Origin of the sequence: Streptomyces sp. XY431 (assembly GCF_001279805.1) — a bacterium.
GTDB lineage: Bacteria > Actinomycetota > Actinomycetes > Streptomycetales > Streptomycetaceae > Kitasatospora > Kitasatospora purpeofusca.
The window spans coordinates 23,352-47,166 of sequence record NZ_LGDO01000482.1 but is presented as its reverse complement, the minus strand read 5'-3'; the positions used below and the strand labels follow the sequence as shown (position 1 = coordinate 47,166).

Here is a 23,815-nt window from a genome sequence, read left to right as displayed (position 1 = left end):
GCACGGGCGGGCGGGGCGGCACGGCGGGCGGCGGCGGGACCGGGGGCAGCGGGGCGGCGGCCGAGCCGATCACCGGGATGTCCGGCAGGGTCGGCGCGTGGTCCTCCTCCTCGTCCGCCGCGTCGCTCCCGAACGCCGCACCGGTCGCGGTGATCACCGGCAGGTCCAGCGCGGTCGCGGTCCGGGCGTCCTCCCCGGTGTCCGCCGCCGGGGGCGGGTCGATCGGCAGCACGGCGACGGTGATGTTGTCGTGCCCGCCGGCCGCGACGGCGAACTTCACCAGCGACTGCGCGGCGGCCAGCGGTTCGGTCCGGGCGTCCGGCCGGACGTAGTACGCCAGGTCGGTGGCGGCCTCGGCGTAGTTCCACAGGCCGTCGGTGCAGACCAGCAGCACGCCGGGCACGTGCGGGGTGAAGTCGAGGGTGTGCGGCACGACCTCCTCGGCGTCCGCGCCGAGCCAGCCGGTGATGGCGTGGGCGCGCGGGTCCGCGTACGCCTCGGCCTCGCCCATCAGCCCGGCCTCGACCATCCGGGCCGCCCAGGAGTCGTCCTGGGTGAGCCGGAACGGTTCGGCGGCGACCCGGTCGTCGGGGATCCAGTAGGCCCGGGTGTCGCCGACCCAGCCGATGGTGATCCGGCCGCCGGACGCGATCGCGCTGACGTAGGTGCAGGCCGGGGCGTTGACGTCGGGCCGGAGCGGCCGGGTGCCGTCGGTGGCGAGGGCGGCCACCGCGTCGGCCGCGTCGGCGATCGCCCGGCGCATCGCCCGGGTCGGGTCGGTGCCCGCCTCCAGCGAGCTGAGCAGCGACTCGGAGGCGGCGTCGACCGCGGTCTCGGAGGCCTGGTCGGGCCGGTCGGAGGAGGAGACGCCGTCGCAGACCACGGCCACCACGACCGGTTCGCCGCCGGGCAGCGAGGAGGCGGCGATGGTGAAGGAGTCCTCGTTGCGGTGGTGCCGCAGGCCCCGGTCGCTGACGCCGGCGACGCCGGCCAGCGCCTTCTCCATGTGGTCGCGGGGGCGCGGCTGGGCGCGGCCGCAGGCCTCGCAGTAGCCGTCGGGGGTCACCTGGTGGAGTCCGCAGTGCGCGCAGGCGACCGCGCTCCGGTCGGCCTGGGCGGGCACGGAGGGGGTGTTGGGCAGGGTCGGCGGGTGGTCCTCCCCGCCGCCGGGCCGGGCGGCGGACCAGCCGGCCGGCATCGCGCCGGGGGCGGGACGGCCGTCCCGGCCGGCCCCGCAGGACCCGCAGAAGACGTCCTCCGGGTCCATCGGCTCGGCACAGCTCTGGCACACGGTCTGCTGCGGCATCAGTTACACCCACGTCCTGGGACGGGCCCGGTTGGCCCGTTCCACCATCTCGATCCTGGTCTCGGCCCGGTCGGCCAACCGGGCGAGTACCCGGTAGGACTGCTCCAGGGCGAACCGCAGTTCCCTTTCCACCGCGGGCCGTCCCAGCACGCTGACCTCGCCCGTTGCCGGGCCCGCACCGGTCCCCCCGGGGGAACCGGCGGTGACCCAGCCGAGCGCCGCGCCGAGTACCTCGACGGCGAGTTCCTCGCGGCGGCGGTCGTCCAGGCGCAGTGCGGTCAGCTGCTCGGAGCTCGCGCCGAGGTCGGCGCCGAGCGGGTCGGTGGTGGGCCGCTCGCGCAGCCGGGCCCGGACGGCGGCGATCCGGGCGGCGGTGTACTGGCTGGAGGTGGCCGGGACGGTCTCCAGGGCGGCGACGGCGCCGGCCCGGTCGTCCTCGGCGAGCCGGACCCGGGCCAGCCCGAAGGCGGCGCTCAGGTAGCTCTGGTCGGTGCTCCACACCAGGCGGTAGAACTCGGCCGCGTCGCCGCCGTCGCCGAGGAGTTCGGCGCAGACGGCGAGGGCCAGCTTGGGGGCGGCCTCGCCGGGGAAGGCGTCGTAGACGGCGTCGAAGGCCTCGGCGGCGGCGCGCAGGGCCCGTTCGCGGGCCGAGGTTCCGTCGGGGGCACCGGCACCTGCACCTGCACCGGCTCCGGCGCCCGCGGCAGTGCCCGCACCGGCTCCGGCTCCGGCATCGGCTTCGGCGGCGGTGACCAGGGAGGCCAGGCCCCGGTACCAGACCACCCGCCAGTCGTCCGGGTGGTCCTTCTCCAGTGCGGCCAGCGCCTCGGCGGACTGGTGCGGCCGGCCGAGTTCGAGCAGGGCGCGCAGGGCCCGCAGCCGCCGTTCGACCGAGTCGGTGGGGGCGCCGTCCAGCGCGGTGAGCGCCTCGGTGGGGTCGGCGGCCAGCAGGGTGGCGAGGAAGCCGGCGTTCGGGTCGGCCGGGTCGACCCGGGGGACGGGCAGCGCGAGCGCGGCGGCGGCCGGGTCGACGGCGGTCAGCCGCAGTTCGCCGGGGCGCACCGTGGTGGCCACCAGCTCGGTGTCGACGACCCGGAGTTCGGGGCCGAACAGAGTGGACTGCGCGGGCCGGGCCCGGCCGTCCTGGAGCGCGAGCACCTCGCGCAGCACGCCGGTGAGCTGGTCGGCCATCTCCTCGGCGGAGCCGAACCGGCGGGCCGGGTCCGGGTCGGTGGCGCGGACCAGCAGGCGGTAGTAGGACTCGTAGGCGGCGAAGACCGGGACCGACTCGGGGCCGGGCAGGGTGTCCCGGTAGGTGGTGGAGTAGCCCTGGAAGTCGAAGCTGAGCACGGCCAGGGTGCGGGCCACCGTGTAGAGGTCGGAGGCGGGGGAGGGGCCGTCGGTGGCGATCTCGGGCGCCTGGTAGCCGATGGTGCCGTAGATCGGGCCGTCGTCGTCGAGGCGGCGGACGGCGCCCATGTCGATGATCTTGAGCGCGTCGCCGCTCTGCAGCACGTTGTCGATCTTGAAGTCGCAGTACACCAGGCCCCGGGAGTGCAGGTAGCCCAGCGCGGGCAGCGCCTCCAGCCCGTACGCGATCGCCTGCTCGACCGGCAGCGGGTCGCGCCGGCCGTCCGGGAGGCGGCGCTCGTTGGCGATGTCCTTCAGGGACTTGCCGCCGACGTACTCCATCACGATGTAGCCGTCGGTGGCGCCGGTCCGCAGGTCCGGGTGCTCGACGAAGTTGATGATGCGGACGATGTTCGGGTGGTCCACCTCGGCGAGGAAGCGGCGCTCGGCGACGGCCACCGCCAGGGCGTCCTCGTCCCCGGTGTCCAGCAGGCCCTTGAGCACGACCCACTTGTCGTTGACCCGCCGGTCGACCGCCAGGTAGATCCAGCCGAGCCCGCCGTGCGCCAGGCAGCCGACCACCTCGTACTGCCCGCCGACCAGGTCGCCGCGGCGCAGCTTGGGGGTGAACGAGTACGGGGTGCCGCACTTGGTGCAGAAGCCGTCCGGGCGGCCGGGCCGGCCGTTGCGGTCCCGGCCCACCGGGGTGTCGCACTTGGAGCAGAACCGCTTGCGCTCCGGCACCTCCGGGTTCTCCAGGACCGCCAGCGACGGATCGGCGGCCGGGACGGTCGGCACCGTCACCAGGCCGGCACCCAGCCGGTGCCGGCCGGCGGAGCTGCTGCCGCGGCTGCTGCGCACCGAGACCGAGCGGCTGCTGCCGGTGCGGGTGGAGCGGTGCGAGCGGGAGCGGCCGGACAGCGAACGGGCCGAACCGCTGCGGACCGAGGAACTGCGGACCGAGGAGCTGCGGACGGAGGAGCTGCGGGCCTGGCCGCTGTCGAGGCCGCCGCCGGTCAGGGGGGCCGAGGCGGCGCCGAGGCCGCACTCGTCGCAGTAGCCGTCGGGGTCGATCGTCCCGGCGCAGTCGCGCGGGCAGGGGTCACCCGGTCCGGCGACGGACCTCCGGCCCGCGGCCGTCCCGCCGCGGGCCCCCGTCACCGGACCGGTGCCCGTCGCCGGACCGGTCCCGGTCCCGGTCCGGCTCGATCCGGTGCCCGCAGGCGCCGACCCGGTGCCCGTCCGCGTCGAGGTGCTGCTCGCCGGGGCGAGACCGCACTCGTCGCAGTAACCGTCCGCGTCGATCGTCCCGGTGCCGCACTCCGGTCGTACGCACGTCTCGCCCATCACCGTCAGCCCCCCTGTACCCGTCCGTCGACAGCCTGTCCGTCGGCCGGCTCCCCGCCGGCCGCCGCCCCGCCCTGCCCGATCCCGTACCGTTCGATCCCGTCCTGCACCGCGCCGCCGTACCCGGCCGCGGCGTACCCGGCACCGCTGTACCCGGTGCCGTCGTACCCCGACCCGCCCGGCTCCGCCGTGCCCGCGCCCGCCCCGGGCTCGCCCGGCGCCGGTCGCAGCGCCTGCTGGAACCGGGCCACCGCGCCGGCCGCCGCCCGCAGGTCGCACGGCGCGCTCCACAGCAGCCAGCGCGCCTTCTCGTAGCGCTCCAGCACCTCCGGGTCCTCGGCCACCCGGAGCCGGGCCGCCATCGCCTTGTACGCGTCCAGGCGCCCGCGCAGTTCGGCCCGGACGGCCAGCGGCTGGGTCACCTCGGTGAGCGACTGCCGGGCCCGGGCCAGCTCCTTGGCGGCGGCGTCCTCCAGCGCGTCGAGCAGCGGCGCCAGCCGGTACCACTGCCCGTTCTGCCGCAGGTCCAGCGCCAGCACGATCCGTTCCCGCAGCGCCGAGGCCGGTCCGGGGACGGCCGGCACCTCGGTGGCGGCGATCTTCGCCAGCACCTCGCCGCGCGCCCGCCGGGCCTCGGCCAGGGTGGCGTCGGCCCGCTGGAGCAGGTCGCCGACGCCCTGCAGCCGCTCCTCGGCGTCGTCGCGCAGCCGCAGCAGGTTCTCCAGCTCCTGCCGGACGCCGTCCAGCGCCCGCCCGGCCCGGTCGAAGCGCTCGGTGTCCACCACTCCGGAGGGGAGGCCCGGGGCGCCGCCGTCCGGCACCGTGCCGCGCTGGGCCGGGACCCTGGCGGGCCGCCAGAGGGCGAGCGGGTCGGCGCGGACCTCGGTCCGCAGCCCCTGCAGGTCGGCGTCCAGCGCCTCCAGGTCGTCGCCGAGCGGGTGGGTCCCGGAGCGCACGCCGAGCGAGGCCGCCAGGGTCTGCACCCGGCGCAGTTCGGCGATCAGCAGATCGATCCGGGCCGGCAGCGCCGTCCAGACCGCGTCGGCCGCCGAGACCACCTCCAGCACGGTGGCGTACCAGGAGTTCATCCGCTCCATGAGCTCGTCCAGGCTGACCCGCTCGACCAGCCGGGCGGGCGCGCCGAGCCGCTGCGGGCCGTCCGGAGCGCCGCCGGGCACGGTTACCGCGTCGCCGGTCAGCAGCTCACTGAGCTCGGCGAGTTCGGGCCCGCCCGGCCTGGCCTTGCGGGCCCGCACCGCGCGGGCCGAGGCCAGAGCCTCCGAGTAGCGGTCGAACAGCGCCCAGAGCAGCGGCAGGCCCTGCCCGACGACGGACCAGCGCTCCTGGGTCCGCCCGGTCAGTCCGGCGCCGTCGAGCAGGCGCAGGCCCGGGTGGTCCTGGAGCGAGAGCAGCGCGGACTCGACCGCGTCGCGTTCCGCGCCGAGGCGCGCCAGCGCGCGGTCCACCTCCTCCCGGCTCAGTGCCGGGCCGGCCGAAGCCGCCATCGTTCCCTCCCCTCCCTCGCCTGCTGTGTTCGGTGCTCCGTGGTTCCCGGGCGGCCGGTTCCGGCGCCCGGGGAATCCGCCCCGACCCTAGCGCGCGCCCCTGCCGCCGGGCCGGGCCCGGTCGTCAAGGAACCGTCAGCGCGGCCCGCCGCTCCCGTCACCGGGGCGTCGGCCAGTGCCGGTCGGCGTCGTCCAGCAGGTAGGGCTTCAGCCAGGTGTCGTACGCCCGCCGCCAGCTGCCGCCGGTGTAGTAGTCGTTGAGCACCTGGTTCACCCGGGCCGTCAGATCGGTGCTGGTCTTCAGCATCGCGATGCCCATCACGCCCGGCCGGACCTCGCCGTCGAGCACCCGGACGGTCTGGTCCTGCGCGGCCTGGCTGGCCGCGAGCCCGTCGTCCGTCATGGTGGCGTCGACCTTGCCCAGCTGCATCAGCACCAGGCAGTCGAGGTGGTTCTGCACGGTGACGAGCTGCTTCACCGGACGGGTCTTCAGCTCCTCCTCGGCCGAGGAGCCGGAGGCGGCGCAGGCGGTGGCGCCGTTCAGCGCCTCGTCCATGGTCTTCGCGGGGGAGGACCTCGGCACCAGGACCCGCTGGCTGGTGGTGAAGTAGGGGCGGGAGAAGGCCACCTGCTCCAACCGCTCGCAGGTGATCGACATGGTCCGGACGATGATGTCGACCCGGCCCTCCTGGATGAACTTGATCCGGTCGGCGGTCGGCACCGCCTTCAGGACGACCTTCTCCGGATCGCCCATGATCGCGGTGCCGATCGCCCGGGCGAGGTCGATGTCGAAGCCCTCCACCTGGCCGGTGTTGGGGTTGCGCGAGCCCCACCGGTAGCTGTTCAGGTCGATGCCGACGACCAGGCTGCGCTTGGCCTTGATCGCCTTCACCGCCGGGCCGTCCTCGCTGCTCGCCGGGACGCTGCGGTACAGGTCGCAGTCGGCCTGCCCGCTCTGCTCCGACTGCCCGGCCTGCTCCTGCTGCGCCGCCAGCGGTACCTGGCGCGGTGCGCCGGCCGCGGGGGAGGACTCCCGCGGCCCGCCCGCGCCCAGGACCAGGGCGCCGCTCGCCAGCAGTGCCAGCGCCGCCGCCGTCCGGGCCCCGCGCAGCGCGGCCGCCCGGCCCGGGCCCCGGTTCCGACCGGTGTTCGTGCTCGTGTCCGCGTTCGTGTTGGTGACCATGCTTCCGTCCCCCCTCTACCGGTACTCGGCCAGTCGGCGGCCGAGGCCGCGCAGGGCCGCGGCCGCGGCCAGCAGGCCCAGCACCGCGATCGCGGCGGCCGCGGTGCGCAGATCCTTGTCGACGCCCAGCGCGGCGTCCCGGAACTCGCCCTCCTCCAGCACCGCCGCGTCGGCGAGCTGCCGGTCGGCGGCGGCGAACGCGGCCTCGGCCGTGTTGGGCGCGTCCGCCTCCCGGGCGGTCACGGTGGCGTCCAGCGCGGCCTGGTAGTCGCCGTCGTTCTCCAGCCTGCTCGCGGCGGTGTGCCGCTCGCGCCACCGCTGGTAGTCGGCCATGGCCTGGGCGAGCTTGGCCCCGGCCGCCGGTGGTGCCAGCGACTGGGCCTGCACCAGGGTGCCGGGCCCGGTGCCGCGCCCGGGGTCGGAGGTGAACAGGTGCTCCGTGGTCTTCGACCACAGGTCGGCGTAGACGCCGCTGGAGCCGCGCGCCACGTAGTGGAGGTTCTCCGCCAGGCGGGCCGTCAGCACGTCCACCCGGGCCGAGTTGAGCGCCCGCAGCGGTGCTCCGCCCTCGCGTTCGCCGCGCGCCAGCGCCGAGGCGGCGCCGGTCGCGGCCACCGTCAGCCACAGCACCGCGGCCAGGACGGCGGCGGTGGCGGCCACCAGCCCGATGTTGAACACCCGGTTGGTCCGCCGGAACAGCGCCATCTGCACCCAGACCAGTCCGGTCAGTGCCAGCAGGCCCAGCGCGTACCCGGCCCACGGGGTGGCCCGGGCGGCCTTCATGTCCTCGGCCAGCAGCGCGTTCTCGGCGGCCGAGAACTGCGCGGCGGCCGGCAGCAGCACGGTGCGCATCTGCTCGGAGGCGTACCGCTGGTAGGCACCGCCGAGCGGGTAGCCCTGCCGGTTGTTGGCCCGGGCGGTCTCCACCAGCCCCGCGTACACCGGCACCTGCTGGTTCAGCTTGGAGAGCACCTCCCGCAGCGGCGACGCGCCGGGGGTGCGGGAGGCGGACTCGGAGATCAGCTGGGAGGCCGTCCTGAGGTCCTGCTCGTAGCGTTCCCGCACGGCCCGCGGTTCGGCGCCCGCCAGCAGGAAGCCGGTGGCGGCGGTGGCGTCCGCGTCGGCCAGCGAGCGGTTGATGTCGGCGGCCGCCTGGCTCAGCGGCTGGCTGTTGTCGACCACCCGCTGCGCGGCCGCGGCCCGGGAGTTCACCTGGACGGCGGTCAGTGCGCCGAACGCCAGGGTCAGCACCGCGAGCAGCGCTCCGGCCAGCCGCAGCCGGCCCGGCGCCGTCCGGGTGGCCCGCCCCAGCCGGGCGAGCGGCCCGGTCGGCAGGACCACCGCCCCCGTGCCGCCGGCCCGTCGCTGGGCCGGCACCGTACCCGCGGGCCGTCGCGGCGTGTGCGCGCCCGGCCCCTCCGTGCGTACCGGTGTCGCCACCAGCCACCCCCTCCCCTGTGGCCCGCCCCCCGTCTCGGGGGCCCGGCCGTTGCCAGCAGTATGGCCGTCACTCCCCGCGGCCACACCCGAGTTGCGCGGATCTTGAGCTGTCCGTCCCTGCTTCGCCCGCCGGGCCCGGGTCCCCCCTCGGGCCGTGCGGCGAACGGGTCGACGCGGCACGCACCCTACGCGGTTCCCGAGTTGACCGGAGGATCGGGGTCCGTTTGTGCGGGAGTCGGGTCCGCGCCGGGGTGTCCGCGGCGGTGTGCGCCGGTGGGACGCGCTCCCCGGGCGCGAACGGTGCCGGTCGGCCCCGGCGCACGGTCCTTCGTACGATGGCGCCATGCGCCTTCTGGGAACGATCTCCGCCGACCGTCCGCTGCTTGTCGTCGCCGTCCGGGAGGAGGCCGCCCACCTCGGCGACCGCCTTCCGGTGCTGCTCACCGGCATCGGCAAGGTCAACGCCGCGGCCGCGCTGGCCACCGTCCTCGCCGGCGGGCGGCACCCCTCCGAGGTGGTGAACCTCGGCACCGCCGGCGCCCTGCGCCCCGGCTGGGAGGGCACCCACACCGTCACCCAGGTGATCCAGCACGACCTGGACACCCCCACCCTGTACGCCCTCACCGGCCGCACCTACGGCGCGCCGCTGGTCGTCGGCAAGGGCGGCGACGGGCCGGTCCTGGCCACCGGCGACCTCTTCGTCTCCGACCCGGCCGCCCGCGACCGCCTCGCCGAGCACGCGGACCTGGTGGACATGGAGGGCTACGCCGTCGCCACGGTCGCCCACCGGGCCGGCCTGCCGGTCCGCCTGGTCAAGCACGTCAGCGACGAGGCGGGCGACGGCGCCGCCCACTCCTGGCGGGAGTCGGTCGACGACTGCGCCCGCCACCTGGCCGACTGGCTGCACGCCCAGGGCTGGTGACGGTCCGGCAGACGCGGTCCGGAAGGCGCACCCTAGGGTGGCCGGGTGACTGAGAACACCGACGCCCCCGCGCCCGTGCAGGCCGACCTCCGGCCGCCGGGGCTGAACGCCGACGAGCACACCACGCTGCTCACCTTCCTCGACTACCTGCGCACCTGTGTGATCGCCAAGACCGACGGACTGTCCGACGAGGACGCCCGTCGGCCCGGCGTCGCCTCCGGGACGAGCCTGCTCTGGCTGGTGCGCCACCTCACCGCCGTCGAACTCAACTGGTTCCTCTGGGCCTACCGGGGCGACGACGTCGAACTGTGGGACGACGACGCGCCCTCGCCCGGCGACGAGACGGTGGCCGGGTCGGTGGCCGCGTACCGGGAGGCGATCGCCCGGGCCAACGAGGTGATCGTGTCGGCGGCGGACCGGCCGGACCTGCCCGGCGTGCGCTCGCTGCGGCCCAACGCCGAGGCGCCGTCGATGCGTTGGCTGCTCGTCCACATGATCGAGGAGACCGGCCGGCACGCCGGTCACGCCGACATCCTGCGGGAGTTGCTGGACGGTTCGGTCGGCCGCTGACGGGGGCGGGTGGCCGCCGCCCTGACGGAGAGTGGAATACTCCCCCGCGCAGTACCCGGTGCCGCTCCGGCGGCGCCGGGTGTTTTTCACACAGGGGGAACACAAATTCATGTCATTTTCTGACAGAAACAGCGGGCGCCGTCGCACCGCGCACGCCGCCAGGACGGCGCTCGGCGCCTCGGCGCTCGCGCTGACGCTGCTCACCACCGCGGCCTGCGGCCCGGACAACAGCTCGGCCGACACCGCCGTCACGGCGGGAGCGGGTGCGGGTGCAGGTGCGGCGCCGAACATCGGGCTGCCGGCCAACCTCGAAGACCTGAAGAAGTGGAAGTTCGAGGACTGGGAGAAGTGGGCGAAGGACTACGCCCTCCCGGCCGCCGCCAAGGGCTTCTGGACGCTGGACAAGCTGCTCAAGGCCAAGCCCAACGAGCCGCTCCCGCCGCCCGCCGCCCCGCCGGCGGCCCCGCCGGCCGCACCGGCCCAGCCCACCCAGGCCCCGGCTCAGCCCTCGCAGCCCGCCCAGCCCTCACAGTCGCCGGCCAAGCCCGGGCAGCCGACGCCGCCCGGTGCGCCGACCGCCCCGGCCACGCCGTCCGGCAAGCCGCCGGCCGGCCAGCCCACCCAGCCGGGCCACCCGACCCCGCCGCCCGCGGCGCCGAAGCCGTCGAACACCCAGCAGCCGGCCTCGCAGGCCCCGGCCCCGCCGGCCCAGCCCACCCAGGCCCCGGCCCAGCCGTCGCAGCCGCCGGCCAAGCCCGCGCAGCCGCCCGCCCAGCCCTCGCAGGCCCCGGCGCAGCCCGCCCAGCCGCCGGCCCAGCCGGCCCAGCCCGCGCAGCCGGCCGACAACGGCAACGACCCGCTGCCGAAGACCGTCAACGCCCAGCCGCTCCCGCACCCGTACACCAAGCTCGCCGTGCACGGGAAGCTGTTCGCGGACGCGCCGGGCAGCGGTGCCGAGGCCGCCGCCGGGCTGAGCCACTACCAGTGCTCCGCCACGGTGGTCGCCGACCCGGCCCACCCCGGCAAGAGCAACCTGGTCTGGACGGCCGGCCACTGCATCCACCAGGGCAAGGGCGGCAAGTACTTCAGCAACATCTCCTTCATCCCGGCGTTCAACAGCAACGGCGCGCTGAGCGGCGGCAAGCAGGCCGAGGAGGCGCAGTACGCGCCGCTCGGCATCTGGAACGCCACCCAGGCGGTCACCTCGCCGCAGTGGAAGGCCGAGGGCGGGGACGGCGGTTCGCCGGCCACCCAGTACGACTTCGCGATCATCCGGGTGCAGCCCGGTGAGGGCGGCAAGTCGCTGGAGGAGACGGTCGGCGGCGCCGTGCCGGTCTGGTTCAACGCCCCGCGCGAGCAGCTCAACATCACCGAGTACGGCTACCCGGCGGCCCCGCCGTTCGACGGCATGGAGCTCAACCGCTGCGAGAGCGGCAAGCCGACCCGGCTGTCCTACGACCCGACCCGCCCGCCGATGCTCGCCATCGGCTGCACCATGACCGGCGGTTCCAGCGGCGGTGGCTGGCTGGCGGCCAAGGACGGCCAGCCGGCGCTGGTCAGCAATGTCTCGGTCGGCCAGCACACCGGTGACCCGAAGTTCCAGGCCGGCCCGTACCTGGACGACGTCGCCGCCGGTGCGTTCGACTTCATCTCCAAGAAGGGCTGACGCCCGCCGGACGCACGACGGCCGCCCCCGCACACCTCGGTGTGCGGGGGCGGCCGCGTTCACGCCCCCTGCCGCGCGGTGGCTCAGTCGGCGAACGCCGTGAGGTCCAGCGCGGCCAGCCGGTCCGGGTCGGTGAGCACGTCGATCGCCACGATCACGCCGCCCACCACGGTGAACGCCATGATCGACATCGGCCGGCCGTTCGCCCCGATCACCACGACCCCCGCCGCGCCGTTGATCAGCGCCGGCCGCGCGTACGGCGACAGGCCGCGGAACATGACCGCCTGGCCCGCGACCGTCCGGGCCCCGTTGAGCACCACCGGACGCCGCTGCTCCCGCCCGGCGGCGGCCCCGTCGGCGCGCAGCACCACGTCCGGGTCCAGCACCGCGAGCAGCGCGTCGAGGTCCCCGGTGCGGGTGGCGGCGAAGAACGCGTCGACGGCCATCCGCTGGCGGGCCAGGTCCCGGTCCGGCGCGGGCGCCCGGCCCTGCACCTTGCGCCGGGCCCGGCTGGCCAGCTGCCGGGTGGCCGCCGCCGTCTTCTCGACCAGCGGGGCGATCTCCTCGAACGGCACCGCGAACATGTCGTGCAATACGAAGGACACCCGCTCGGCGGGCGAGAGCGACTCCATGACCACCATCAGCGCCAGTCCGACCGAGTCGGCCAGCAGCACCTCCTGCTCGGGGTCCGGCGCGTCCGCCCGCCTGAGCAGCGGGTCCGGGATCCGCGACGGCTCGACGTCGCCGCCCCCGCCGCCGGCCGCGACCCGGGACTCGAAGGACTCCTCGCGCCGCTGGGCCCGCGAGCGCAGCTGGTTGAGGCAGATCCGTCCGATCACCGTGGTCAGCCAGCCACCGAGGTTCTCCACCTCGGAGGTGTCGGTGCGGTCGTAGCGCAGCCAGGTGTCCTGGACGGCGTCCTCCGCCTCGGCGATCGAGCCGAGCATCCGGTAGGCGACGGCCCGCAGGTGCGGCCGGTGCGCCTCGAACGAGTCCACGTCCCCCGACCCGGCGCCCCTCGCGGCCCCGGCGTCCTCCGCCGGGTCCGCCGCCAGAAAATTCTCGTCCACCCGTGTCACATTCCTTTGTCGCCGTGGGTCATAGCTCCGGAAGCACGAAACCTAGCGGGTCCGCCGGAAGCGCGGCCTCCGTTCGTCCAAGGAGTGACGATCATGACTCTCCCGACCCACGCCCCCGTTCTCGTGACCGGCGGCACCGGCACCCTCGGCCGTCACGTCGTACCGCTGCTGCGGGCGGCCGGCCGCGAGGTCCGGGTGCTCACCCGCAACCCCCGCCCGGCTGCCGACGGCGTCGAGTACGTGGCCGGCGACCTGCTCACCGGCGCCGACGGGAAGGGTGCCGTCGGGAAGGGCATGGACGCCGCCCTCGCCGGGGTCGAGGTGGTCCTGCACCTGGCCGGCGACGCCAAGAACGACGAGGCCACCACCCGCAACCTGGTCGCCGCCGCCCAGCGGGCCGGGGTGAAGCACCTGGTCTACATCTCGGTGATCGGCGCCGACCTGGTGCCGCTCGGCTACTTCCGGGCCAAGTACGCCGCCGAGCGGGCCGTCGTCGGCTCGGGCATCCCGTACACCACACTGCGCGCTGCCCAGTTCCACGACCTGACGGCGAAGACGGCGGCCGCGATGGGCAAGCTGCCGCTCGTCCCCGGGCTCGGCGGCATGCGCTGGGAGCCGGTCGACGCGCGGGACGTCGCCGAGCGGCTGGTCGAACTGGCCCTGGCCGCGCCCGCCGGGCTCGTCCCCGACCTCGCCGGTCCGGCCGTCCGCACGCTCGGCGACCTCACCCGCGACTACCTCGCGGCCGCGGGCAAGCGCCGCCCGATGGTGCCGCTGCGGGTGCCCGGCAAGGTGGGCCGCTGCTACCGGGAGGGCGTCAACCTCGCCCGGCCCGGCGCCGACCGGGGCACCCGCACCTGGGAGGCCTTCCTCGCCGAGACCTTCCCGGCGGGCGCGGTGGCGGGCGCCGCCGCCCGGGTCAGGACCAGCTGACGGCGGCGGGCGCGCCGGTCTTCGCCGCCGTGGCCACCGCCGCGGTCGGCACCACCTTGGCGAACCGCATCGCGTGCAGCACCGTCGCGGTGGCCCGGGCGAGTTCGGCGGCCGGGAGGGTCGCGCCGTCCGGGCCGGTCATGTCGAAGGCGTGCATGGCGTCGATCGGGAAGACCGTGTCGTAGCCGAGGTTGCCCGCCATCCGGGCGGTGGTCTCGTTGCACACATTGGTGATGATCCCGGTGACCACCACCTGCCGGGCGCCCCGCTCCTGGAGCCAGGCGTGCAGGTCCGGGGTGCCGTAGAAGGCGCTGTTCACCGTCTTGGTGATGTGCAGCGCGGGCTCGACCGCCGCCACGAAGTCCTTCAACTCGTAGCCGGGGGTGCCCGGTTCGAGCGGGCCGGTGGTGGAGGCGTGCTGGACGACCACGATCGGCCGCCCGGTGGCCTGCCACACGTCGATCAGTTCGCCGATCCGCTGCTCGGCCCCGGGGTTGTCGCGCTCGCCCCAGAACGCGGTGTCCTCGAAGCCCTTCTGGACGTCGATGACGACCAGGACGGCGTCGGTGTCGATGGTGAGCGGGGCGTCGAAGGCGCTGGTGTTCGTCATGCGTCCATGCTGCGGCGGGCCCGGGCCCACCCGTGAGCGGCGGTGGAGCCACCCATCGATACGATCCTGCCATGCGCACGGTGGGGTGTCTGGTCTTCGACGGGGTGCGGCCGTTCGACTACGCGGTGATCGGCGAGGTCTGGGCCGAACGGTCGGGCCTTCCCGGCATCCCCGACTTCGAGCTGCGGGTCTGCGGCCCGGACGGCGCCCGGGTGCGGCTCGGCGGCGGGCTGGAACGCGTCCCGGACTTCGGGCTGGACGCGCTGGCCGCCTGCGACCTGGTGGTGGTGCCGGGCGTGGAGCGTCCGGACGAGCCGCGCGACCCGGCCGTGCACGCCGCGCTGCGCGCCGCCCACGGGCGCGGCGTCACCATCGCCTCCCTCTGCGCGGGCGCCTTCGTCCTCGCCGAGGCCGGCCTGCTGGACGGCCGCACCGCCACCACCCACTGGGCCCTCGCCGACCGCCTGGCGGAGCGCTTCCCGGCGGTGGACGTCCGGCCCGAGGTGCTGTTCACCGGCGAGGGCCGGCTGTGGACGTCCGCCGGGGTGGCGGCCGGCATCGACCTCTGCCTGCACCTGGTCCGCGCGGCGCACGGCGAACGGGCGGCCGCGTCGATCGCCCGCGCCATGGTCACCGCGCCCTTCCGCTCCGGCGGCCAGGCCCAGTTCATCCCCTCCCCGGTCCCGGAGCCCGCGCCCGCCGGGGACGACCCGCTCGCCCGCGTCCGCACCGAGGTCCTCGCCGCCCTCGACACCCCCTGGACCGTCCGCCGGATGGCCGCCCTCGCCCTGATGTCCGAACGCACCTTCGCCCGCCGCTTCGCCGCCGCGACCGGCACCACCCCGCTGCGCTGGCTGCTCGATCAGCGCATCCTCACCGCCCAGCGCCTCCTGGAGGACACCGACCTCCCGGTGGACGCGGTCGCCGTCCACTGCGGCTTCGGCTCGGCGGTCTCCCTGCGCCCGCCGTTCACCACCCGCCTGGGCGTGCCGCCGCGGGAGTACCGCAGGACGTTCCGGGGGCGGGACGCGGGCTGACTCACGGTTCGTCAAACTCCGAACAGGGCCGATCACTTAGCGCTAGCATGCAGCGATCGGAGCGCCCTGGGAGTTGGATTTGAGCGAGTTTCCGTCGGACGCCGAGCGGTACGCGAGCGCGGCCTGTGACCTTCCTGCCTTCGGCGGGCTCAGCCTGGCGCAGACCAGGAAGGACCTCCAGGAGCTCCTCGGGAAGATCGGCAGCTTCGGCTTCTTCGACGAATACACCAAGCACGACATCACACACATCGATGCGATGCTCGGCAAGCTCGATTGGTTGGTCACGGCGGAGACCCGCGCGGCGATGACGCCGGCGGACTGGCTGCTGATCGTGCTCGCGGTCTACTTCCACGACCTCGGCATGCTGGTTACCAAGAACGAGTACGAGCGCCGTGAGGAGTCGGAGTTCCCGCAGTTCAAGGCGGAGTGCCTACAGGCCTCGGACTCGGACAGCAGGGACTACCTGGCGCGGCTCAACGTCCTGAGCGAGGAAGGCCGCGAGCGCTTCCTCTACCAGGAGTTCGTGCGCCACCACCACGCCGCCCGGGTGCGGAAGTGGATCGTGGGTGATCACACGCCGAACCTCGGAGCGGCGGACGCGGTCGTCAAGGAGATGGGGAACCTCCTGCGCCAGGTCGACCCGGTGTTCCGGGACGACCTGGCCAAGGTGTGTGAAAGCCACCATCTCGACGATCTCTACGACGTCAGCAAGTACCCCGTCGACTGGTACTACGGATCCTCCGAGCGCGAGCGGGCAAACGTGCAGTTCGCGGCGATCCTGCTCCGGACGGTCGACCTCCTCCACATCACGAGCGACCGCACTCCCTCGGTCGCCTTCCGGGTCTTCAATCCGGCGGATCCGATCAGCCAGAACGAGTGGGCGAAACAGGCCGCGGTCAAGGCGGTCGTGGCCAAGAAGGGCGTGGACCGGGACGGCGTCCCGTCCGACCATGCGTCGCGGGACACCATCCAGGTCTATGCCACGTTCACCGACTCGAACGGGTACTTCGCCCTTACGTCCTACCTGAAGTACGCCGCTGACCAGTTGCAGCTGAGTTTCGAGTGGGCCCAGAGGTCCAACGACAAGCTGGGATCGAAGTATGAATTCCCGTGGCGGGTCATCGACACGGACCGCGTGGTGGCGCGGGGCTTCCTCAAGGAGCCCTTCCGCTTCACCATCGACCGCCAGAAGATTCTCGACCTCCTCACCGGACACACGCTCTACAACGACACCAACGTCGTCCTTCGGGAACTCCTCCAGAACTCGATCGATGCGGTTCGGCTCCAGTACGGCACGCGCTCGCCGGAACTCGGCAGGGTCGAAGTCCATTGGGACAGCGCGCAGCGGGTGTTGGAGATCTGCGACAACGGCACCGGAATGACGCAGGGCGTGATCGAGAACAACCTCCTGCGGGCGGGGTCGAGCCGCTACCAGGAGCCGGAGTTCCGGAAGCGGAATCCCGACTTCAACCCGATCAGCCGCTTCGGTATCGGCGTGCTCTCCACGTTCATGGTGGCCGACCAGGTGGAGATCACCACCTGTCACCCGGAGGAGGAGAAGGCCCGGCAGCTTTCACTGCGCTCCGTTCACGGCCAGTACCTGGTCCGCACCCTCGACAAGAACCAGGACGTTCCCGAGCGGATCCGGCCGCACGGGACGATCGTGCGGCTGACGCTCAGGCCGAGCGCCGAACTGAGGAGCGTGACGAGGACCGCCCGACACTTCGTGGTCCTGCCCGAGTGCAAGGTGACCGTCCGGGAGGACGGCGGCTCCGAGCAGGGGATCGGATACGCCACGGTCGGTGAGGCGCTGACGGATTCGATGGTGAAATCGAATTCGGCGAGTGCGCGGGACCTGGAGGAAGGAAAACTCAAGATCGTCGAGCGTAGGATCGGCAATGCTTCGATCGCCTACGCCCTCCAGTGGAGCGAGTACTTCAGGGAGTGGACGTTCAGTCCCGTCGACCTGCGACTCCGCCCATCGATCGCGCGCTCGCTGGAGAATCCTGTCACAGGTGTCTGCGTGGCCGGGGTCCGGGTGGAGGGAGTGACACCTGGATTCCGAGGGTCCGGTCCCATTGCGGCTCTGGCCAATACCTTCGGGGCCAACTCGCCGCGTACGAATGCCGCCCGATCGGCCCTGGATTCCACGCCGGAACGGGACGAGTTCATTCGTGCCTGTTACGAGGCATACTGCGGCCATGTGATCGGCGAGATCGAAGCGCTGAAGGAACGTGGACACTCGATCACTTGGGCGACGCAGGAGGCGTCCTACATCGCGAGTCCGTTGAGGGGGAACAACACTCCGGTCTCGCCGGCGATGCTCGGTGAGGCAGTGCGACGTATTCCCTTCTTCCTCGTCGAGGAGGGAGGTGCCAGGAAGCGGATCACGGCGGACGAGCTGCTCGGCTTCACGGAGATCGAGACCGTGGAGAGTGCCGTCACCGAGCACGTGGAACACCTTCTCCGGGAGTTGCCCGGAGGGACTCGCGGGTCGATCGTCGCTCTCCTCGGAGGGCAGGTGGAGGACCAGGGCGCGGACAGGAAACCGGTCCTCTGCACGCGGCTCGGCAGGGCCGAGGAGATCGACAAAATGTTCTTGGCCGACTGGGAGATCGGTCGGGTCGTGGGCGATGTCGCGAATCGCACGTGCAGTGCCCGGTGGGTGCAGAAGGGTGCTCTCCCACGGTGGACTTCGCCCGACCTGGAAGGTACAGGTCTGGAGGTTCTCGATCGTGAGATCGAGCGGTACGGCCGGGCGACAAAAATGGTCAGGATCCCGATTGGTGATGTGGATGAGACGGGATTCGAGAAGGCGATGAGAGGGTTCATCATGGGGGATATGGCGTATCTCCTGCCTGGCCACCCCTGGCAGGAGATGGTGGATGAGCTGAAGGCCGCTGTGGGGGTGCGGGCGAGGACCGGCCTGGCCATGCTCTGCTGGCTGATTTCCAAGCGGATGATCAATAACCTGGCGATGCCGAGGTTTGCCTCCACGAAGCCTTCCTCGGTCGCCGAGTTGCAGGACCAATTGGAATCTCTCGGGTTGATCGACGTGATCGACTGGCCGGCATTCACCGCGATCTGCCGCTCGGAGGAGAGTGCGATGGAGTTTTTCGACACCAGGAAGTGGCAGCGCGGCCACAGGGGCTACTGATGGTGACGACCGGGGGTGGGGAGGCTGAGCGGCTTCAGTCGCGCGTCACCATGACAGGCGACCTGCGGGCCGTGCAGCTCCCCGACATGTCGCACTCGACCGACCTGCGCGCCGGGCTGCGGGAGCTGTTCCTGTGGGTCGAGGCCTACGCGGTCGAGTCGATCAACTGGTACACCGAGGAGAAGGTCTCCAAGGCCCGCTGGTCGCGCTTCCTCCGGCTGGCGGCGGTGCTGAGCATCGCCGGCGGGACCGTCTCACCGGTGGTGGCGGTCGGGATGGGGTGGGCGCAGGAGTCGATCTGGGGGTACGGGCTGATCGGGATCGGCGCGAGCTTCGTGGCGATGGACAAGGTGTGCGGCTACTCGTCGGCCTGGATGCGGTACGTGTCGACGGCGATGGTGCTCAACCGGCAGTTGGTCCGGTTCCAGGCCCGCTGGCCGAGGATCGAGGCACGGGTCGCGGCCAATCCGGTGCAGGCCGAGTTCGCCGAGGCGGTGCAGGAGCTGGCGGCGTTCGTGGACGACTTCGCGCTGGTGGTGGAGAACGAGACCATGGTCTGGGTCTCCGAATTCCAGAGCCACCTGGTGCAGTTGGAGTCCGGCTCGGTGCCGTCGCTGCCCTCCCAGCCGTCGCGCTAACGGTCCGCCGGCGCGCCCTCGATCCGCGGGGCGAGGCCGTCGAGGAGGGTGGTGAGGCCGGATTCGAAGAGGGTGTCGAGGTCGAGGTCGTAGCCCTCGTCCAGTTCGGCCGTCAGGCGGGTGAAGACCGGGAAGCGGGCCGCGGCGGTGCGGGTGTCGAAGGTGGCGAAGCGGGTGTCGGTCCACTGGTCGCCGGTGAGGCCGGTGGCGGCCTGGGCCCGGGCCTCGCGTTCGAGGTTGGCGGCGAGGCCCTCGATGTAGCTGTAGAACAGCACGTGGATGTCGAGGACGGTGGCGGCCGGGAGGCCGTGGCCGTCGAGGGCGGCGAGGGCCCATTCGGCGTGGGTGAGCAGGTTGGGCAGCAGCAACGGCCGGGTGACGGAGCCGAGTTCGGCGAGCCAGGGGTGGCGGCGGAACAGCGACCACAGGGTGCGGGCGCCGAGTTCGAGCCGGGGGCGCCAGCCGGCGGGCGGGTCGGCGGGGTAGCCGGCCTCGCCGAAGGCGGCGTCGGCGGCGAGCAGGACGAGTTCGTCCTTGCTGGTGACGTAGCGGTAGGTGGACATCGGGGCGGCTCCGAGCCGGGCCGCGACGGCGCGCATGGACAGGGCGGCGAGCCCTTCCGCGTCGGCGATCTCCAGGGCGGCCGCGATCAGCCGCTCGCGGCTCAACTCGCCTTCGGGAGAGGCTGGTTGGGTCGGAGAGGCGGAGGCGGAGGCGGCGGCGGGGGCAGCGGGAACGGCGGCGGCGACCACGGTGCCGACCCGGGCCCGGGCCTCGACCAGGCCCTCCGAGCGGAGCACGGTGAGCGCCTTGGTCGCGGTGGCGAGGGCGACGCCCCAGTCCTGGGCGAGCCGCCGGTTCGAGGGGACGCGCGCGCCGGGGGCGAGTTCGCCGCTGGCGATCCGGCGGCGGAGGTCGGCGGCGATGCGGCGGAACGGCGGGTCCGTCTCGGGTGCCACGGCGGCGCCCTCCTGTTCGGATGTTCGGAAAATTCTTGGCGGCCGCGCCAGGCCTGTACTAGCGCAGACGCTACCAGGGGAATCAGCCCCGGAGCGCCTGCTGTCCTAGCTCAGAAACAGCTCTGACCTGCGATTTCGAGGCTTGCGAAGCTCTGTATGTACAGCGTACGTTCAGAGCGTTCACGGCGGACGGCGCCGTACCGAGCACAACGAACCAGGGGAGCAACCATGCAGAACGTCCTCGTCTCCGGCGGCGGCATCGCCGGCACCGTCCTCGCCCACTGGCTGGCCCGCCGGGGCTTCGCCCCGACCGTCGTCGAGCTGGCCCCCGGCCTGCGCTCCGGCGGCCAGGCCGTCGACATCCGGGGCGTCGCCCTCGACGTGATCGAGCGGACCGGCCTCACCGAGCAGGTCCGGGCCGTCCGCACCCGGATGCGCGGCATGTCCGTGCTCGGCGCCGACGGCACCGAGCTGCACCGCTCGGAGGAGACCACCTACAGCAGCGGCCGGCTCGACAACGGGGACGTCGAACTGCTGCGCGGCGACCTGATGGAGATCCTCTACGGCCACACCCCGGCGGGCGTCGAGTTCGTCCACGGCGACAGCATCACCTCGCTCCACGAGGACGCGCACGGGGTGCACGCCACCTTCGCGCACGGGCAGCCGCGCACCTTCGACCTGGTGGTGGGCGCCGACGGCCTCCACTCCCGGGTGCGCCGGCTGGCCTTCGGCCCGGAGGCGGACTGCCTCAGCCCGCTCGGCACCCATGTGGCGATCTTCGCCGCCGACAACTTCCTCGGCCTGGAGGACTGGCAGGTCTGGCAGCGCGACGGCGACGCCGGCTACGGCATCTACCCGGTGCGCGACAACACCGAGCTGAGGATCGTCTTCGGCTGGGCGAGCGACACGCCCGTCGAGCGCGACCCCGAGGCGGCCCGGAAGACGGTCGCCGAGCGGATCTCCACGCTGCCCTGGGAGCGGACCCGGCTGCTGGACGCCCTGCACCGCTCGACCGACTTCTACGCGGACGTGATGGCGCAGATCCACCTGGACTCCTGGTCGGTCGGCCGCACCGTGCTGCTCGGCGACGCGGGCTACTGCGCCTCGCCGCTCTCCGGGCAGGGCACCAGCCTGGCCCTGGTCGGCGCGTACGTCCTCGCCGAGGAACTCGGCCGGGCCCGGGACAGCGGCGCCGGCCACCGCGCGGCCTACGAGCGCTACGAGCGCCGGATGCGCCCCTTCGTCACCCTCAACCAGGCCCTCGCCACCGAGAACCCCGGTGGCCCGGCGGCCGAGGAGTCCGTCGAGCGCGCGAAGAACGCGATCGTCCTGGACGCCGCGTAGCCGGACGCCGACAGGCCCCGGGGCGGGGTGCACGTGACGGGGACCGGCCCCCGGCCCGATACCCTTTGGTTCCATGACCGAGGTTTCCCGTCCCGTCCGCGTCCGTTTCGCTCCGAGCCCCACCGGCATGTTCCACGTCGGCGGTGCCCGCTCGGCGCTGTACAACTGGGCGACGGCACGACAGCAGGGCGGTGTCTTCGTCCTGCGGATCGAGGACACCGACGCAGCGCGCAACAAGCCCGAGTGGACCGACGGCATCATCAGTGCCCTCGCCGCGATCGGCATCCACGAGGGCGACCCGGCCTTCGAGGGCCCGTACTTCCAGTCCGCCAACGCCGGTACCCACCGCGCCGCCGCCGAGAAGCTGTACGCGGCCGGCCGCGCCTACTACTGCGACTGCACCCGCGAGCAGACCGCCGAGCGCACCGGCTCCGCCCAGACCGGCTACGACGGCTTCTGCCGCGAGCGGGGCCTGGAGTACGCCGAGGGCCGGGCGCTGCGCTTCCGCACCCCGGACGAGGGCGCCACCGTCGTGGTCGACCTCATCCGCGGCGAGCCGGCCTTCCCGAACTCCGCCATCGAGGACTTCGTCGTCGCCCGCGGCGACGGCAGTCCGGTGTTCCTGCTCGCCAACGTGGTCGACGACCTGGAGCAGGGCGTCACGGAGGTCATCCGCGGCGAGGAGCACCTCTCCAACACCCCGAAGCAGCAGCTGCTGTGGGAGGCCCTCGGCGCCACCCCGCCGGTCTGGGCGCACCTGCCGGTGATCGTCAACGAGAAGCGGCAGAAGCTCTCCAAGCGCCGCGACAAGGTGGCGCTGGAGGACTACCTGGCCGAGGGCTACCTGCCCGAGGCGATGGTGAACTACCTGATGCTGCTGGGCTGGGGCCCGAAGGACGACGTCGAGATCCGGCCCTACGCCGAGCTGGAGCAGCTGTTCAGCATCTCCGAGGTGAACGCCGGCTCGGCCTTCTTCGACGTGGCGAAGCTGCGCTCGTTCAACGGCGAGTACATCCGCGCCCTGACGGTGGACGCGTTCATCGCCGCCTGCGCGCCGTACCTGGCGGCCGACCGCGCGCCGTGGCCGGCCGAGGCGTTCGACGCGAAGGCGTTCGCCGAGCTCGCCCCGCTGGCGCAGTCCCGGATCGCGGTGCTGGGCGAGATCGTCGAGCAGGTCGACTTCCTGTTCCTGGCGGAGCCGGTGGAGCACGAGCAGTCCTGGGCGAAGGCCATGAAGGACAAGGACGGCGCGCTGGCCCTGCTGCGCACCGCCCGCGAGAAGCTGGCCGTGGCCGACTGGAAGGCCGAGGCGCTGAAGGCCGAGCTGGAGGCCGTCGCGGCCGAGCACGGGCTGAAGCTGGGCAAGGCGCAGGCGCCGATCCGGGTCGCGGTCACCGGCCGCACCGTGGGTCTGCCGCTGTTCGAGTCGCTGGAGGTGCTGGGCCGCGAGCGGACCCTGGCCCGCCTGGACGCTGCGGCGGAACGTCTGGCCGGCTGACGCCGGAGCCGTTCCGTACGGGCCGCACCCCAGGTCGGGGGTGCGGCCCGTCGCCGTTTCCGGGGGCTTCTCCGCGGTGCAATTGACCCATGATTCCGGTGCTGGAATGCACCCCTCGGCCGGTCGATCCGGTCAATAGAGTGATCATCACAAGGCGACGGCAGGGGAGCCGGAGCCGCCCGAGACGGGGAGAACCCACCATGAACGCCAGCCCGATCAAGCCCATCCTGACCCGCGCCGCCACCGCCGAGACCACCAGCGACCCGAGCAGCGTGATGACCCTGCTCGCCGACCACGGCACCGACGGCAGCCCGGTCACCAGCTACCGGTCCACCTTCGCCAAGGGTGCGGTCGGCGCCCCGGCGCACTTCCACACCCGGGCCTCCGAGCTGTTCTTCGTCATCGGCGGCAAGCTCCAGGTCCTGCTGGACGAGAAGGTCGAGACCCTGGAGAGCGGCGACTTCCTGCTTGTCCCGCCGCACACCCCGCACGCCTTCGCGGCCGCTCCCGGTTCCGAGGCCGACGTGCTGTTCGTCTTCACCCCGGGCATGCCGCGCTTCGACTACCTGCGCCTGCTCGGCCGGGTGATGCGGGGCGAGGCCAGCCCGCAGGAGATCAAGGACTCCTCGGAGCTCTACGACAACCACTATGTCGACAGCCCGCTGTGGCGCGCCACCCTGGAGGCCGCGGCCGGGAAGTGACGCTCAGACCGTGACGAGTCTCGGCGACCGGCCGAAGACCAACTCGGTGAACCCCGGGGCGGGGGAGATCAGCACCCAGACGAACTTGCCGATCCCGCCGGCGCGGGGGCAACAGCCCCAGCGCTCGGCAAGTTCGTCCACGAGGAGGAGGCCGCGTCCGCACTCCTCCTCGGGACCGGGGGAAGGGCGCAGGGCGGGCAACCCGCTGCCCGCGTCGTGCACTTCGAGCCGCAGCCGGTCGGCGACGACGGCGAACCGGACCTCGACCAGGCGGTCCGGTGGCGCGTCGGAGTGCCGGACGGCGTTGGTGACGAGTTCGCCGAGCAGCAACTCGCCGATGTCGGAATAGCGTTCGCCGCGGGGCAGGCCCGCGAGGTAGGCGCGGAGGAACGACCGGGCGAGGGGGGCGGAGTCGTCCTGCGAGGGGAGCCGGGCGGCGAACTCGCGGGGCCGGCGGACGGTACGGAGAGAGGGCATGGCGAAGCCTCCGGGGGAGAGGGGGGAGTGGAACAGGCTCGCGAATGGGGCGCGATATTCACGCTGTGCAAGCGAATAACTGCGTTCCGGTGT

Annotated in this window: 19 protein-coding genes; 10 read left to right on the top strand and 9 right to left on the bottom strand. The window is 73.3% G+C overall.

Annotated features, from left to right (window positions below; genetic code table 11):
* The 5 genes from ADK60_RS31435 to ADK60_RS31415 all read right to left on the bottom strand — a co-directional run.
* The coding region (locus ADK60_RS31435) for a PP2C family protein-serine/threonine phosphatase (protein WP_063783316.1) at nucleotides 1-1,306 on the bottom strand (1,306 nt) is incomplete at its 3' end.
* A 3-nt stretch (nucleotides 1,307-1,309) separates the two neighbouring features.
* Nucleotides 1,310-4,003, bottom strand: a complete 2,694-nt coding sequence (locus ADK60_RS31430; RefSeq protein ID WP_053650405.1) for a serine/threonine-protein kinase — start codon at nucleotides 4,001-4,003, stop codon at nucleotides 1,310-1,312.
* 5 nt (nucleotides 4,004-4,008) lie between these two features.
* Nucleotides 4,009-5,508, bottom strand: a complete 1,500-nt coding sequence (locus ADK60_RS31425; protein WP_234371372.1) for a hypothetical protein — start codon at nucleotides 5,506-5,508, stop codon at nucleotides 4,009-4,011.
* Between the two features lie 157 nt (nucleotides 5,509-5,665).
* Nucleotides 5,666-6,691, bottom strand: coding sequence for a glutamate ABC transporter substrate-binding protein (locus tag ADK60_RS31420; RefSeq protein ID WP_053650404.1), 1,026 nt, complete (start codon nucleotides 6,689-6,691; stop codon nucleotides 5,666-5,668).
* 15 nt (nucleotides 6,692-6,706) lie between these two features.
* Entirely contained in the window at nucleotides 6,707-8,068 is a 1,362-nt protein-coding gene (locus ADK60_RS31415) for a GlnX family signal transduction membrane protein (RefSeq protein WP_063783315.1), read from the bottom strand.
* 406 nt (nucleotides 8,069-8,474) lie between these two features.
* On the opposite strand from ADK60_RS31415, the gene ADK60_RS31410 reads away from it, so the two are divergent.
* The 3 genes from ADK60_RS31410 (at nucleotide 8,475) to ADK60_RS31400 (ending at nucleotide 11,289) form a co-directional block, all read left to right on the top strand.
* On the top strand, nucleotides 8,475-9,053 hold the full coding sequence (locus ADK60_RS31410) for a nucleosidase (protein WP_045939246.1): 579 nt from the start codon (nucleotides 8,475-8,477) through the stop codon (nucleotides 9,051-9,053).
* 45 nt (nucleotides 9,054-9,098) lie between these two features.
* Nucleotides 9,099-9,623 (top strand): DinB family protein, encoded by a 525-nt coding sequence (locus ADK60_RS31405; RefSeq protein WP_078896368.1) that lies wholly within the window; start codon nucleotides 9,099-9,101, stop codon nucleotides 9,621-9,623.
* A 109-nt stretch (nucleotides 9,624-9,732) separates the two neighbouring features.
* The gene (locus ADK60_RS31400; protein WP_053650402.1) at nucleotides 9,733-11,289 is read left to right on the top strand and encodes a trypsin-like serine peptidase; all 1,557 of its coding nucleotides are present in this window, start codon (nucleotides 9,733-9,735) and stop codon (nucleotides 11,287-11,289) included.
* Nucleotides 11,290-11,372: 83 nt separating this feature from the next.
* On the opposite strand, the gene ADK60_RS31395 is transcribed toward ADK60_RS31400, so the two are convergent.
* The gene (locus ADK60_RS31395; protein WP_053650408.1) at nucleotides 11,373-12,287 is read right to left on the bottom strand and encodes a sigma-70 family RNA polymerase sigma factor; all 915 of its coding nucleotides are present in this window, start codon (nucleotides 12,285-12,287) and stop codon (nucleotides 11,373-11,375) included.
* A 174-nt stretch (nucleotides 12,288-12,461) separates the two neighbouring features.
* On the opposite strand from ADK60_RS31395, the gene ADK60_RS31390 reads away from it, so the two are divergent.
* Nucleotides 12,462-13,301, top strand: a complete 840-nt coding sequence (locus tag ADK60_RS31390) for an SDR family oxidoreductase (RefSeq protein WP_053650401.1) — start codon at nucleotides 12,462-12,464, stop codon at nucleotides 13,299-13,301.
* Here the strand turns inward: ADK60_RS31390 and ADK60_RS31385 are convergent.
* On the bottom strand, nucleotides 13,288-13,911 hold the full coding sequence (locus tag ADK60_RS31385) for a cysteine hydrolase family protein (RefSeq protein WP_053650400.1): 624 nt from the start codon (nucleotides 13,909-13,911) through the stop codon (nucleotides 13,288-13,290). The genes ADK60_RS31390 and ADK60_RS31385 overlap by 14 nt on opposite strands.
* Before the next feature lie 71 nt (nucleotides 13,912-13,982).
* Between ADK60_RS31385 and ADK60_RS31380 the strand changes: the two genes are divergently transcribed.
* From ADK60_RS31380 to ADK60_RS31370, 3 genes are all read left to right on the top strand, one after another.
* The gene (locus ADK60_RS31380) at nucleotides 13,983-14,948 is read left to right on the top strand and encodes a GlxA family transcriptional regulator (RefSeq protein WP_053650399.1); all 966 of its coding nucleotides are present in this window, start codon (nucleotides 13,983-13,985) and stop codon (nucleotides 14,946-14,948) included.
* Between the two features lie 79 nt (nucleotides 14,949-15,027).
* Nucleotides 15,028-18,105, top strand: a complete 3,078-nt coding sequence (locus ADK60_RS31375) for an HD domain-containing protein (protein ID WP_159400671.1) — start codon at nucleotides 15,028-15,030, stop codon at nucleotides 18,103-18,105.
* Nucleotides 18,106-18,155: 50 nt separating this feature from the next.
* The gene (locus ADK60_RS31370) at nucleotides 18,156-18,743 is read left to right on the top strand and encodes an SLATT domain-containing protein (protein ID WP_053650397.1); all 588 of its coding nucleotides are present in this window, start codon (nucleotides 18,156-18,158) and stop codon (nucleotides 18,741-18,743) included.
* Here ADK60_RS31370 and ADK60_RS31365 read toward each other — a convergent pair.
* Nucleotides 18,740-19,702: a TetR/AcrR family transcriptional regulator C-terminal domain-containing protein gene (locus tag ADK60_RS31365; protein ID WP_053650396.1), complete on the bottom strand. Its 963-nt coding sequence runs from the start codon at nucleotides 19,700-19,702 to the stop codon at nucleotides 18,740-18,742. The two genes, ADK60_RS31370 and ADK60_RS31365, sit on opposite strands and share 4 nt — an antisense overlap.
* Before the next feature lie 228 nt (nucleotides 19,703-19,930).
* Here ADK60_RS31365 and ADK60_RS31360 point away from each other — a divergent pair, with 228 nt between their 5' ends.
* From ADK60_RS31360 to ADK60_RS31350, 3 genes are all read left to right on the top strand, one after another.
* Complete coding sequence (locus tag ADK60_RS31360; protein WP_053650395.1) at nucleotides 19,931-21,046, top strand: FAD-dependent monooxygenase; 1,116 nt, start codon at nucleotides 19,931-19,933, stop codon at nucleotides 21,044-21,046.
* A 127-nt stretch (nucleotides 21,047-21,173) separates the two neighbouring features.
* Complete coding sequence (gene gltX, locus ADK60_RS31355; RefSeq protein WP_053650394.1) at nucleotides 21,174-22,544, top strand: glutamate--tRNA ligase; 1,371 nt, start codon at nucleotides 21,174-21,176, stop codon at nucleotides 22,542-22,544.
* A 200-nt stretch (nucleotides 22,545-22,744) separates the two neighbouring features.
* Nucleotides 22,745-23,245 (top strand): cupin domain-containing protein, encoded by a 501-nt coding sequence (locus ADK60_RS31350; RefSeq protein ID WP_045939719.1) that lies wholly within the window; start codon nucleotides 22,745-22,747, stop codon nucleotides 23,243-23,245.
* 3 nt (nucleotides 23,246-23,248) lie between these two features.
* Here ADK60_RS31350 and ADK60_RS41260 read toward each other — a convergent pair whose 3' ends face one another.
* On the bottom strand, nucleotides 23,249-23,722 hold the full coding sequence (locus tag ADK60_RS41260) for an ATP-binding protein (RefSeq protein ID WP_063783314.1): 474 nt from the start codon (nucleotides 23,720-23,722) through the stop codon (nucleotides 23,249-23,251).
* Between the last annotated feature and the right edge of the window lie 93 nt (nucleotides 23,723-23,815).

Excerpts from the sequence above, each read along its gene's own strand:
- ADK60_RS31430 (WP_053650405.1), bottom strand. The coding sequence starts at position 4,003 with ATGGGCGAGACGTGCGTACGACCGGAGTGCGGCACCGGGACGATCGAC.
- ADK60_RS31425 (WP_234371372.1), bottom strand. The coding sequence starts at position 5,508 with ATGGCGGCTTCGGCCGGCCCGGCACTGAGCCGGGAGGAGGTGGACCGC.
- ADK60_RS31420 (WP_053650404.1), bottom strand. The coding sequence starts at position 6,691 with ATGGTCACCAACACGAACGCGGACACGAGCACGAACACCGGTCGGAAC.
- ADK60_RS31410 (WP_045939246.1), top strand. The coding sequence starts at position 8,475 with ATGCGCCTTCTGGGAACGATCTCCGCCGACCGTCCGCTGCTTGTCGTC.
- ADK60_RS31400 (WP_053650402.1), top strand. The coding sequence starts at position 9,733 with ATGTCATTTTCTGACAGAAACAGCGGGCGCCGTCGCACCGCGCACGCC.
- ADK60_RS31390 (WP_053650401.1), top strand. The coding sequence starts at position 12,462 with ATGACTCTCCCGACCCACGCCCCCGTTCTCGTGACCGGCGGCACCGGC.
- ADK60_RS31385 (WP_053650400.1), bottom strand. The coding sequence starts at position 13,911 with ATGACGAACACCAGCGCCTTCGACGCCCCGCTCACCATCGACACCGAC.
- ADK60_RS31380 (WP_053650399.1), top strand. The coding sequence starts at position 13,983 with ATGCGCACGGTGGGGTGTCTGGTCTTCGACGGGGTGCGGCCGTTCGAC.
- ADK60_RS31370 (WP_053650397.1), top strand. The coding sequence starts at position 18,156 with ATGACAGGCGACCTGCGGGCCGTGCAGCTCCCCGACATGTCGCACTCG.
- ADK60_RS31360 (WP_053650395.1), top strand. The coding sequence starts at position 19,931 with ATGCAGAACGTCCTCGTCTCCGGCGGCGGCATCGCCGGCACCGTCCTC.
- gltX (WP_053650394.1), top strand. The coding sequence starts at position 21,174 with ATGTTCCACGTCGGCGGTGCCCGCTCGGCGCTGTACAACTGGGCGACG.
- ADK60_RS31350 (WP_045939719.1), top strand. The coding sequence starts at position 22,745 with ATGAACGCCAGCCCGATCAAGCCCATCCTGACCCGCGCCGCCACCGCC.
- ADK60_RS41260 (WP_063783314.1), bottom strand. The coding sequence starts at position 23,722 with ATGCCCTCTCTCCGTACCGTCCGCCGGCCCCGCGAGTTCGCCGCCCGG.